Source organism: Actinotalea ferrariae (assembly GCF_019733465.1).
GTDB lineage: Bacteria > Actinomycetota > Actinomycetes > Actinomycetales > Cellulomonadaceae > Actinotalea > Actinotalea ferrariae_A.
Map to the genome: position 1 here is coordinate 1 of NZ_JACVQL010000220.1, position 12,874 is coordinate 12,874.

The 12,874-nt window shown below is 75.2% G+C and carries 7 protein-coding genes; 6 read left to right on the top strand and 1 reads right to left on the bottom strand.

What is annotated here, in order from left to right; all coding sequences use genetic code 11:
* A partial coding sequence (locus tag ICW40_RS16085; protein WP_308121856.1) for a DEAD/DEAH box helicase occupies positions 1-1,243 on the bottom strand: 1,243 nt, incomplete at its 3' end.
* Between the two features lie 340 nt (positions 1,244-1,583).
* Here ICW40_RS16085 and ICW40_RS16090 point away from each other — a divergent pair.
* The 6 genes from ICW40_RS16090 to ICW40_RS16115 all read left to right on the top strand — a co-directional run.
* Complete coding sequence (locus ICW40_RS16090) at positions 1,584-4,934, top strand: EAL domain-containing protein (protein ID WP_221655024.1); 3,351 nt, start codon at positions 1,584-1,586, stop codon at positions 4,932-4,934.
* Between the two features lie 94 nt (positions 4,935-5,028).
* A complete protein-coding gene (locus ICW40_RS16095) occupies positions 5,029-8,397 on the top strand; it encodes an EAL domain-containing protein (protein ID WP_221655025.1) in 3,369 nt (1,122 codons plus the stop codon).
* Between the two features lie 244 nt (positions 8,398-8,641).
* On the top strand, positions 8,642-10,660 hold the full coding sequence (locus ICW40_RS16100; protein ID WP_260459322.1) for a putative bifunctional diguanylate cyclase/phosphodiesterase: 2,019 nt from the start codon (positions 8,642-8,644) through the stop codon (positions 10,658-10,660).
* A 58-nt stretch (positions 10,661-10,718) separates the two neighbouring features.
* Positions 10,719-11,366: a TasA family protein gene (locus ICW40_RS16105; RefSeq protein ID WP_221655026.1), complete on the top strand. Its 648-nt coding sequence runs from the start codon at positions 10,719-10,721 to the stop codon at positions 11,364-11,366.
* Positions 11,367-11,398: 32 nt separating this feature from the next.
* Positions 11,399-12,130 (top strand): signal peptidase I, encoded by a 732-nt coding sequence (locus ICW40_RS16110; RefSeq protein ID WP_308121857.1) that lies wholly within the window; start codon positions 11,399-11,401, stop codon positions 12,128-12,130.
* Positions 12,111-12,874: LamG-like jellyroll fold domain-containing protein (locus ICW40_RS16115; protein ID WP_221655027.1), on the top strand; the 764-nt coding region annotated here is incomplete at its 3' end. The genes ICW40_RS16110 and ICW40_RS16115, both read left to right, overlap by 20 nt.

The window sequence follows — 12,874 nt, forward strand, 5'->3', positions numbered from 1 at the left end:
AGCCCGAGGAGCGTCCGGCGCGGCCGGCGCCGCGGCGCGGTGCACCGGTGCGCGCCTGCTCCAGCACCGGCGGCGCGGGCGTCACGAGCGGAGCGATCTCGCCGACGAGCGCGTCGAGCGCCGGGGCGCCGGGACGCACGGGCTGCGGCCGGGCGTCGATCTTCGCCAGCCGCGTGAGCGTGCGGACGTCACCCGTCTCCTCCGGGAGGACGAGCGTCACGACGTCGCCGCCCGAGCCGGCACGCGCGGTGCGGCCCGAGCGGTGCAGGTACGCCTTGTGCTCGGCCGGCGGGTCGACGTGGACGACGAGCTCGACGTCGTCCACGTGGATGCCGCGTGCCGCGATGTCGGTCGCGACGAGCACGCGCACGCCACCGTTCGAGAACGCCTCGAGGTTGCGCTCACGCGCGTTCTGGCTGAGGTTGCCGTGCAGGTCGACGGCCGGGATGCCCGCGGCGGTGAGCTGCTTGGCGAGCTTCTTGGCCTGGTGCTTGGTCCGCGTGAAGAGCAGGCGGCGGCCCATGCCGGAGGCGAGGTGCTGCACGACGGCGCGCTTCGTCTCGGCGTCGCCCACCGTGAAGAGGTGGTGCGTCATCGCGGCGACCGGGGACTGCTCGGGGTCGACCGCGTGCGACGTCGGTCGGTCCATGAACCGCTTGACCAGCTGGTCCACGCCGTTGTCGAGCGTCGCGGAGAACAGCAGGCGCTGGCCGTTCGCGGGCGTCGCGCCGAGGATGCGCTTGACGCCCGGCAGGAAGCCGAGGTCGGCCATGTGGTCGGCCTCGTCGAGCACGGTGATCTGGACGTCGGACAGCGTGAGGACCTTCTGCTGCAGCAGGTCCTCGAGGCGGCCGGGGCACGCGACGACGATGTCGACGCCGGCCGCGAGCGCGACCTCCTGACGGTGCTGGCTCACGCCGCCGAAGATCGTGGTGACGCGCAGGCCGGCGGCCTCGGCGAGCGGCTCGAGGGTCGCGGCGATCTGCGTCGCGAGCTCACGGGTCGGGGCCAGGACGAGGCCGCGCGGACGCCGCGGGGTACGCGGGCCGCCCGTGAGGCGGACGACCATCGGGAGGCTGAACGCGAGCGTCTTGCCGGAACCGGTGCGCCCGCGGCCGAGCACGTCGCGCCCGGCGAGCGTGTCGGGGAGGGTCGCGACCTGGATGGGGAACGGGTCGGTGATGCCGCGCTCGGCGAGCGAACGGGCAAGGGTCTCGGGCACGCCGAGGGAGGTGAAGCTCACAGGGATGTACTGCCTCTCAGGCACAGGCTCTCGGGGGAGAGGGTCGGGGCTCGCGGCGGCGATCATGGTGGCCTGCGGGCGACGGCCAGAGGGCCACGACCCGGGCAGGGCACCACCGGTGCTCCACGACGGAAGGCGCGCAGGATGCGCACCACTCGGTGAACAGTGTGCCCTACGGATCTGTTCCGTGCGGCGCACCGGCGACGGCGCCCATCCGGGTGACCCTCCGCACGCGCGCCGTGGGTGCCCGTCGAGGACGTCCACCAGAAGCCTCACGTCCCGGCCCGGTCTGCCGATCACACGACGAGGCCGGAGCCGCCGGCCGCGCAGGAGGCTCGCAGTGACGCACCCGCCGACCCTGCTCGTGCTCTCCCCCAGCACGGGCGGCTACTACTTCGGCGCCCTGCTCGGAGGCATCGCCCGCGAGCTCGCGGCGACGGGCGGCCGTGCCGTCGTCCTGCAGACGCTCGAGCCGGGCGTCCGCAGCGACGAGATCGGCGAGGCGCCCGACTTCTCGATCCCCGTCGCGTGGGACGAGGTCGACGGCGTCGTCTCGGTCACCTCCGCCGCACGCGGCGACTACCTGAGCCGCCTGCAGGAGCGCGGCCGGCCCGTCGTCGTCGCGAGCAGCCGCCTCGACGGGCTCGTCGCACCGACCGCCGTGCCCGACAACGGGGGCGGCACCATGGCCGCCGTCGAGCACCTCATCGCGCACGGGCACACGCGCATCGGCTTCGCCGGCAACCTCGTGCAGCGCGACATCCGCGACCGGCACGAGGCGTACGTCGCCACGCTCGAGGCCCACGGGCTCGAGGCCGCACCCCAGGACCTGTTCACCGCGCCGGACAACGGCGACCCGGGCGGACGCGCCGCCGGTGCGGCCTACCTGCGCAGCACCGACCGACCGACGGCGGTCATGCTCGCGACCGACCGCAACGCCCTCGGGTTCATGGCCGTGGTGCAGGAGGCCGGCGTCGACGTGCCCGGCGACCTCGCGGTCGTCGGGTTCGACAACATCGAGACGTCGAGCTTCGCGACCCCGGCGCTCACCACGATCGACCAGCCCTTCGACGAGGTGGGAGCGCTCGCAGCCCGGCTCGTGCTGAGCCAGGTGCGCGGTGGGACGGTTCCCGCCGTGCCGCACACCTCGCCCGCCTCCGTCGTCGTGCGCGCCTCGTGCGGCTGCCGACCGGGCCCCGGCGCGCCCGGGACGACGACGACCGACCTGCGTGCCGTGCGCCGGCAGACCGCGCAGCGGCTGCGCCATGCGCTCGTGACCGGTGAGCGCGAGCGCGACGCCGCCGTCGACCAGCTCGTGATCCGCCTGCTCGACCTGGTCGACACGTTCACCACCCCGGCGACGCCCGAGCAGATGGCCGACCCCCTCACCTGGGAGCGGGCCGAGGCGGGGCTCGCCGAGCTCCGGACCGCGCTGCGCGGCAGCGCCCGGCGCGCGGACGTGCTGCGCCGGGTCACCCGCTCGCTCGACGAGTACGTGCGCGCCACGACCTCGCCGATCATCGCCTCGGGCGTCCTCGCGACGCTGCGCGACGTGCAGGCCGCGGCCTTCCTGCGCCAGTCGGAGTCGGTCGAGGCGATGCTCGACGAGCAGCTGGGCGTGGACGCCGGGCTCCTCGACACCAAGGACCCGCGCTCGCTCGACTGGCTCGCGGGCACCCACGTCCGGAGCGCCGTGCTCGCGACGTGGCACGCGGACGGCGACCTGCGCGTCGCCGGCGTCTTCGACCCGGCCGGAGAGGTCGGTCAGCCGCTCGGCGAGACCGTCGCCGTCGAGCACTTCCCGCCGTCGTCGCTCGTGCGGAGCGCGCGGCCCGAGGAGCGGCTCATGTGCTTCGTGGTGCCCGTGCGCACGCGTGAGCACGACTGGGGCCTGCTCGCGGTGGTCGCGGAGATCGAGCTGAGCTCGGCGCGCGAGACGTACCACCACTGGGCGGCCCTGCTCGCCTCGGCGCTCGAGCAGGGTGCGCTCCAGGCCGCGGTGCGCGAGAGCGAGGAGCGGTACGCGCTCGTCTCCCGCGCCGCGCAGGACGGCCTGTGGGAGTTCGACACCCGGACCGAGCACGTCTACGTCTCCGAGCGCGGACGCGACCTGCTGGGCATGACGCCGACCGAGCCCGCCGCGGCCCGCGGCTGGACGCGCAACGTGCACCCCGACGACGTCGAGCCGCTGCGCCAGGGCACCCAGGCGGCCGTGCGCGCGCCGGGCACCGCGGTCGAGATCGAGTTCCGCCGCCGCATGCCCGAGGGCGCCGCGGAGCGCTGGCTGCTGTTCCGCGCGCTCGCCGTGCCCGACGCGCAGGGCTCGGCCCATCGCGTCGTCGGCTCGGTCTCGGACATCGACCGCCGCAAGGCGCTCGAGGAGCGCCTGCGGGTGGGCGCGCTCGTCGACGAGGTCACCGGCCTGCCCAACCGCCGCCTGTTCCTGGACCGGCTCTCGCAGGCGGTCGAGCAGAAGCGGCGCCGCCCGGCGGCGCAGTACGCCGTCGTCTTCCTCGACCTCGACGGCTTCAAGCTCGTCAACGACTCCCTCGGCCACCTCGTGGGCGACCAGCTCCTCACGGTGGTCGCCGAGCGGCTGCGCGACGAGCTGCGCTCGGTCGACACCGCCGCGCGCTTCGGTGGCGACGAATTCGCCGTGCTCCTCACCGACCCGGTCCCCGACGAGGTCCTCGTCATCGCGCGGCGCATCCAGGAGGCCATCGCACGGCCCGTGCTGCTCGCGGGCCACGAGGTCTCGGTCACGGCGAGCGTGGGCATCACGACGTCCGACCGCGGCTACACCGACGCCGAGGACGTGCTCCGCGACGCGGACATCGCGATGTACGAGGCGAAGGGCGCCGAGCGCGGCACGGCGTCGGTCTTCGACCCCGAGATGCACGCCCGCGCGACGGGCCGCCTGCGCGAGCGCGCCGAGCTGCGCGCGGCCCTCGCGGAGAACCAGTTCGTGGTCCACTACCAGCCGATCGTCGCGCTCGACGGCGCGGGCGTCACGCACTTCGAGGCGCTCGTGCGCTGGCAGCACCCCGAGCGGGGCCTGCTGCTCCCCGGCGCGTTCCTGCCCGCGCTCGAGGAGAACGCGACGATCGTCCCGCTGGGCGACTGGGTGCTCGACGAGGTCTGCCGGCAGATCGCCGCGTGGTCGTCGGAGCACGAGGCCGCCGCGACCGTCGCGGTCAACCTGTCGCACGCGGAGTTCTGGTCCAAGGACCTCGCGCAGCGCGTGCGCGCCGCGCTCGCCCGCCACGGCGTCGCGCCCGAGCGCCTCGTGCTCGAGATCACCGAGTCCGTGATCATGACGGATCCCGACGTCGCGCGGCGCGTCATGGACGAGCTGCACGCGATCGGCGTGTGCCTCCACATCGACGACTTCGGCACGGGCCAGTCCTCGCTCAATGCGCTCCGCAGCTTCCCGGTGGATGCGCTCAAGATCGACGGCTCGTTCATCCGCGAGATGGCGGACGTCCAGACGGGCGAGCTCGTGCGGATCATCGTGGAGATCGGCCAGGTGCTCGGGCTCGAGGTTGTCGCGGAGTGCGTCGAGACGCCGGACCAGGCCACGACGCTCCAGGCGATGGGCTGCGAGAACGCGCAGGGCTGGCTCTACGGCCGGGCCGTCCCGGGCGCGGACGCGGGCCTCATGCTCGGGCGGTCGCTCGTCCTCGTCCCCTGACATTTCGCCCTCGTGCTCCGCGGCCTTCGTGCCGATAGGAGCAAGGACCGGCCGCGGCAGGCGGGCCCGACCACGAGGGAGCGACCCCACACCCATGGTCCACATCGGCGTGCTGTCCCCCGTGACCGGCGGCTTCTACTTCGGCGAGGTGCTCGCGGGCGTCGTGCGCGTCGTCGCAGCGGCCGGTGGGCGGGTCACGCTCGTGCAGACCCTCGACGCCGGGCACTCGGGCGACGAGTTCGTGCCCGCACCCGACCTCTCCGCGCCCGTGGGCTGGGACCACCTCGACGGCTTCGTCACCGTCGCGCAGGCGACCGGGGCGGGCTTCCTCCAGCGCATCCGCGCGACCGGCAGGCCCGTCGTGATCACGAGCAACGACCTCGCCGTCGACGCCGCGACCGTCGTGGCCGACAACGTCAGCGGCGTCCGGCACGCCGTCGCGCACCTGGTGGAGCACGGTCACCGGTCCATCGCCTTCGTCGGCAACCTCGCGCAGACCGACATGCTCGAGCGGTTCCACGCCTACCGCGCGGCCGTCGTCGAGCACGGGCTCCCGCACGACGACGACCTGCACGTGCCGACCGCGGACCACGTCGAGACGGGCGGCCGCGGGGCGGCCGACGCCGTCGCCGCGGCGCGCGCCGGTGCCCTGGCCGTCACGGCCGTGGTCGCCTCGACCGACCGCATCGCGCTCGGGCTCATGGACGGCCTGCGCGAGCGCGGCCTCCGCGTCCCCGAGGACGTCGCCGTCGTGGGCTTCGACGACGTCGAGGCGGGGTGGCACGCCTCGCCCCCGCTGGCGACGGTCGACCAGCAGATCACCGAGCTCGGCGCCGAGGCGGCTCGGCTCCTGCTCGCCGAGCTCCGCGGCGAGCCCGTCGAGCACCGTCGGCACGTCGTGCCCTCCTCGTTCCGACCGCGCGGCTCATGCGGGTGCGGTGCCGACACCGGGGCCTCGTCCGGCCACGGCGCGCGCGACGGCGCGGCGGTCGCCGACGCCGTCCTCGCATTCCTCGCGACCGCCGCAGGCGGCGGAGACGTCGACCTGGACGCGCTCGACGCCCTCATCACGTCCGAGGTCCACGCCCGCTACCCGACGGCGCCGTCGCCCGAGACCTTCGAGGCGTTCACCGACGCGGCCGTGGGCCGGCTCGTCGCGTGGGACCCGCCGGGCGCGGGCGGCGGTGATGCCCCCGCGGTGCGCGGGCTCGTGCAGCGCGCGGTCGTGCGCCTCGGGGTGGTGCTCGCCCGCCTCCAGGCCGTCGCGGGCCTCGAGCGCTCGGCGCGGCTCGCGCACTCGCTCGTCGAGCAGTACGACGTCGGCAAGGGCCTGCTGGGCGACGTCGGCGCGGACCCGAGCGACCTGCGCTGGCTCGGCCAGGTCTCGGTGCGGCTCGGCTACCTCGCGCTCTGGGACGGCCCGCCGTCCGCCGGCCGCCTGCGGACCGCGGGCCTGTACGACCCGCACCGCCTCCTGGACGGCCCGCTCCCCGCCGCGCTGCCGGTCGAGCAGCTGCCGCCACGCGCCGTCATGGAGCAGGCCCGCGCGCTCGAGGACGAGGTGACGTTCGTCGTCCCGGTGCGCGGCACGAGCGGTGACCACGGGTTCTTGTGCGTCATCGGCGCGGTCGACACGAGCGCCGGGACCGGGCGCGCGACGTACAACCACTGGGCCGCCCTGCTCGGCGTCGCGCTCCAGCAGGAGGCCCTGCTCGAGGACGTCCGGCGCAACGAGCAGCGCTACTCCCTCGCGGCCGCCGCGACGCGTGACGGGCTGTGGGACTGGGACGTCGACGGCGGTCAGTGCTTCTACTCCGAGCGCTGCCAGGAGCTGCTCGGCACGGACCAGGAGCGGGCGTCCGACCTGCGGGCGCTCGCCGAGCGCACCGGCGACTCGCGTGCGCTGCTGCCGCTGCTCGGCGCCGTCCACCACGACGACCTCGCCGCCGTGCGGTCCGAGCTGCGCCGGGCGGTCGCGCAGGGTCAGCCGTTCGAGATCGAGCACCGCGTGGTGCTGCCCGACGGCAGCCACCGCTGGCTGCTGTGCCGCGCCGTCCCCGAGGGCGAGCCGGGCACACCGGCCCGCCGCGTCGTGGGCTCGCTGTCCGACATCCACCCGCGCAAGGAGCTCGAGGAGCAGCTGCGCCAGGCCGCGATGTACGACACGGTCACCGGCCTGCCGAACCGCCGCCTGTTCCTCGACCGCCTGCGGTGGTCCGTCGAGCAGTCGCAGCGGCGCGGGGGCGCGCGGTTCGCCGTCGTGTTCCTCGACCTCGACGGCTTCAAGCTCGTCAACGACTCGCTCGGCCACCTCGCAGGCGACCAGCTGCTCGCGATCATCGGGCAGCGCCTGCGCGACGACCTCCGCTCGGTCGACACCGCGGCACGGTTCGGCGGCGACGAGTTCGCCGTGCTGCTCTACGACCTCAAGCAGGAGGCGGTGCTCTCGGTCGTCGAGCGCATCCAGGAGCGCATCGCGGCCCCGGTCGTCGTCGCCGGGCACGAGGTCGCGGTGACCGCGAGCGTCGGCGTCGCGACCTCGGACACGGGCTACTCGGACGCCGAGGACGTGCTGCGCGACGCGGACATCGCGATGTACCACGCGAAGGAGTCCGAGCGCGGGACCGCGAGCCTGTTCGACCCCGAGATGCACTCGCGGGCCACGGGCCGGCTCCGGGCGCAGTCCGAGCTGCGCACCGCGCTCGTCGAGCAGCAGTTCGTCGTCCACTACCAGCCCGTCGTCGCGCTCGACGGGTCGGCGCTCACGCAGTTCGAGGCGCTCGTGCGCTGGGAGCACCCGACCAGGGGCCTCATGCTCCCGGGCGAGTTCCTGCCCGTGATGGCGGACAGCGGCACGATCGTCACGCTCGGCCAGTGGATCCTCGACGCGGTCGCCGCGCAGATCGCCGCGTGGCGGCGGGCGTACGCCGGCCCCGTCTCCGTCTCCGTCAACCTGTCGCACCGCGAGTTCTGGTCGGACCAGCTGCTCGCGACCGTGACGCACGCGCTCGTGCGGCACCGCGTCCCGCCGTCGTGCCTCGTGCTCGAGATCACGGAGTCGGTCATCATGTCGGACCCCGAGGCGGCGCGGCAGATCATGGACGACCTGCACGCCGCGGGCGTGCGGCTGCACATCGACGACTTCGGCACCGGCCACTCGTCGCTCAACGCGCTGCGCGCCTTCCCGGTCGACGCCCTCAAGATCGACCAGTCGTTCGTCGGGGCGCTCGAGACCGACCGGCAGACGAGCGAGCTGGTCCGGATCATCGTGGCGATGGGCAGCACGCTCGGGCTCGAGGTCGTGGCGGAGGGCGTCGAGACGCCGGGTCAGGAGGACCACCTGCGGTCCATGGGCTGCGCCAACGTGCAGGGCTGGCTCTACGCGCGCGCCCTGCCCGGTGACGAGGCCGGCGCGATGCTCGGGACGACGGTCCGGCCGGCGGTGGCGGCGGCGGCGCGCTAGGCCGTCACCCGCCCGGGGGACGGGCGCGCGAGGCTCCGATCCGGACATACCGGGGCGTTCTGACCTGCGCAGATGCGACATCACGGTGCGATGGGGTGAAACCTGGCCCCTTCCCCTGATCAGTCCTTGAGGGGCGGTCCCGCCGCCCCCTAGCGTCGGGGCACCCCTTCCCCCGGAGGGCATCACCGACGGCGGCCACCGGTCCCCCCAACCGGCCGGCCACCCCGACGCCACTGCGAGCCCGATGCGATCTCGAGCGACCCCGGCGACCGACCGGCGCACCGCGCCGGCGCGGCTGTCGTTGACGCGCCGGTTCGGCCTCACGAGCCTCATCGGCATGACCGTCGTCGGCGGTGCGCTCGTCGCGACGACGTCCCAGGTGCTGCACACGCAGGCGGTGCGCGAGGGCGTCGCGACGGCCGAGGCGCTGACGCGGCTCGCGACCGCGGAGGTCCCGGGCGACGCCTTCACGGTCGGGATGCTCGAGCCCGCCCAGGACGCGGACCTCGACGCGCTGCTCGGGGGTCTCGACGAGCGCCTCGTCGGGCTGCGCCTGTGGACCGCCGACGGCGCCGTCATCTACGACTCGGCGGACGTGGACGGCGCCCCGTCGGCGTTCCCGGACGTCGAGCGGCTCGACGCCGTGCGCCTGCGCGGGGAGCCGGCGCCGCGCGTCCGGACCCACATCGACGGGCTCGCGGGCGACGCGGGCGGGCCGCTCGCCCGGAGCATCGAGGTGCTCGACGTCTACGTCCCCGTGGAGCACGCCGGGCAGGTCGTGGGCGCGGCCGAGGTCATGCTCGACCACGGCCCGACGGCCGCCCGACGGACCCAGGCGATCGGCACGCTCGCCGCCGTCGCCGCCCTCGGCCTCCTGCTCCTGTGGCTCGTCCTCTTCCGGTCCGTGCACAGCGCGTCCGAGCGGCTCCAGCGCAGCGCGATGGAGAACGCGCGGCTCGCCCTCCTCGACGCGCTCACGGGCCTGCCCAACCGCCGGATGCTCCTGGACCGCCTCGACCGCGCCGTCGCGAGCGCCGGGCGCACGCCGGGCGCCGGCGCGGGCATCGGGATCCTGCTGCTCGACGTCGACCGGTTCAAGGACATCAACGACTCCCTCGGCCACGACCGCGGCGACGAGCTGCTCGTGCAGGTCGCGACGCGGCTCATGGAGGCGTTCCGCGGCCGGGACCTCGTCGCGCGGCTCGGCGGCGACGAGTTCGCGGTGCTCCTGCCCGGTGTCACGTCGGTCGCCGACGCCGAGACCCTCGCCCACCGTGCGCGCGGCGTGTTCACGGAGCCGTTCGTGCTCGGCGGCATGAGCGTGCACGTCGAGACGTCGATCGGCGTCGCGGTCCTGCCCGACCACGCGGACGACGCGCGCAGCCTCATGCGCCGGGCCGACGTCGCGATGTACACCGCGAAGCAGCACCGGCTGGGCGTCGCGGTCTACGACGCGGCCGACGACGACTCGAGCCCCGCGCGCCTCGTGCTCCAGGCCGAGCTGCACCGGGCGCTCGCGCGCACCGGCGAGCTGACCATGCACTACCAGCCGAAGATCGACCTCGCGGGCGGGCGGACGGTGGGGCTCGAGGCGCTCATGCGCTGGCGGCACCCGACCCGCGGCGAGGTCGAGCCGTCGGTCTTCATCCCGCTCGCCGAGCAGTCCGGGCTCATCGACGAGCTCACGCGCTTCGCGCTCCGGACCGTCGTGGCCCAGCTCGCGGCGTGGGCACCCGAGCAGCGGCTGCCGGTCGCGGTGAACCTCTCGGCCCACACCCTGGCGTCCGAGGACGTCGTCGACACCATCACCAGGCTGCTCGCGCAGCACGGCGTCGACCCGAGCTGGCTCGAGGCCGAGATCACCGAGACCGCCGTGGTGGCGGACCCCGGCCGGGTCGTGCCCGTGCTGCGCCGCCTCTCGGCGGCCGGCGTGCGCGTCGCGATCGACGACTTCGGCATCGGCAGCACGTCGTTCGCGCAGCTGCGCGACCTGCCCGTCGACGTGCTGAAGATCGACCGCCTGTTCATCGAGGACCTGGGCGACGAGGCGACCGCCGCCCGCAGCCGCACGGTCATCAAGGCCATGGTCGACCTCGCGCACTCGTTCGGCATGCAGGTCGTCGCCGAGGGCGTCGAGGACGCCGCCACCGCCGCGTGCCTGCGCGCGCTCGACGTCGACCAGGCGCAGGGCTTCTGGTTCTCCCCCGCCGTCGCGGCGCGCGACGTCGGCGCCGGGTCGGGACGCGTCGTGCTGCAGCCCTGAACCCCGCTCCCCACCCACCCCCCGCAGTCCCCGCTCCACCGCAACCCGGAGGACCACCATGGACGACCTGATCCGCGAGATGATCACCCCGCCCCGCACGGGCGTGGACCCGGCCCGGCGCCGCCGCCTCGCCGCGACCGCCGTCACCGTCGCGCTCGCGGCGGCAGGCATCACGTCGCTGACGACGGGCGCGCTGTTCACGGACACGGAGACCCTCACCGGCTCCGAGTTCACCACCGGCACGGTGCAGATCTCGCCCGAGATGTCGGGCACCGTGACGCTCGGCGCCGCCGACATGGCGCCGGGCGACACGTCCTACGGGCTCGTGGACGTCGTCAACAGCGGCAGCCTGGCGCAGCGGTACGCCGTCTCGCTGCTCGCGACCGACGACGACCCCGCGGTGCCGCTCACGGGTGAGCTCGAGCTCGCGGCGTACCTGACGAGCACGTGCAGCGCGGCCGGCGTCGCGACCCTGACCCCGGTCGCGACGTTCGACGGCCTGCCGACGACGGCGACCGCCCTGCTGGGCGACCCGGCGACCGGCCAAGACGCGACGGGTGGGGGCGACCGGTTCCTGCCCACCGGGGCGACCGAGAGCCTGTGCTTCACGCTGCACGTGCCGCTCGCGACGACGAACGCGTTCCAGGGTGCGGGCGCGTCGCTCGAGCTCCGGTTCGACGCCGAGCAGACCGCCAACAACCCCTGATCGACGAGCGACGTGCGACGGACGACGCGACCGTGAGTGCGCCCGCGCTGGCGAGCCACGCCCCGGGCACGACGGCCCCGGCCCTCGGGGGCCGGGGCGTCGCTGCGCGCACTGCCGGGCGGCGCATCGGCCCGAGCGCGCTCCGGGCCGCGGCATGGGGCGTCGTCGTGCTCTGCGTCGGGGCGTTCGCGCTGAGCATCCTCGCGCCGATGTGGTTCGGCGTGCGGGACCAGCGGCTGCTCGTCGTGACGTCCGGGTCGATGGCGCCGGCGTTCCAGGCGGGCGACGCCGTGGTGATCCAGGCGATCGAGGACCCGAGCCAGCTGCGCGTCGGTCAGGTCGCGACGTTCTGGCCGCCGGGGGGCGACCGCCTCGTCACTCACCGCATCGTCGACCTGCGGAGCCTGCCCGTGCTCACGCCGGACCCGGTCACCGGCGAGATGGAGCCCCGGCTCGACGCCGCGACCGGCGAGCCGGTGCTGCGGCCCTACATCGTGACGAAGGGCGACGCGAACGCGACCGTCGACCCCGACGCGACGCCGCTGTCGCGCGTGCGCGGCGTCGTCCTGGCGGTGCACCCGGGCTGGGGGCGCGCGCTGGGCTGGGCGCACTCCGCGGAGGGGCGGTGGGCGCTGCTCGCCCCGCCGCTCGCGATCCTCGCCGCGCTCGAGACCGCCGCGACGGTGACCGAGCGCCGACGCCGACCGGCGTCGGCCGCGGTGCGTCCGGCCCGCGAGGAGCTCGATGCGTACCTCCTCGACTGACCGCCGCGCCCGGTCGGGCGCGCTCGTTCTGCTCGCGGCCGCCGTCGTGGGCGCGGTCGCCGGGACGGCGCTGCCCCGGCTCGGGAGCACCGCGGCCCTGCTCACCGACGACGCGACGGTGACGTCCGCGGTCGACGTCGTCCCGTGCGACCCCGCCGCGTGGGAGGACGCCGTCGCGGCGCTCGACCCCGTGCTGCGGTGGCGGCTCGACGCCCCGGACCTGCGGCCGGACGACGTCGCCGCCCCCGCGCTGCCCGAGTGCGACGTGACGGGTGGCGGCTGGGACCTCGACCCGACGACGGCCGGCGCGACGTCCGGGGAGCTCGGGCTCACGACGCCCGAGGACCTCACGGTCGCGCTGTGGGTCGGCACCACCGCAGGGGCGGCCACGGAGGGGACGCTGCTCGAGCTCAGGGGCGAGGAGCGCGAGGTGCGGGTCGTCGTCGTGCCCGGCGGCGGGCTCGAGGTGCGGTACGGCGGCCCGGACGGTCCCGTGACGGTCGCCGCCCCGCCGCTCACCGGCGACGCGCAGCTGCTCGCGCTCGTCGTCGGCGCGGACGGCGTGCGCCTCGCGGTGGACGGGGAGGGCGTCGCCGCCGGACCGGCCGAGGCCGGGCCCGCCTCGCCGCTGGTGCTGACCGTGGCCGCGGCGACCGGGGCGAGTGCCGACGTCGTCGTCGACGACGTGCTCGTGCTCGACGCGCCGCTGGCTGCGGGCACGCTCACGGCGCTGGCCGCCGCGGG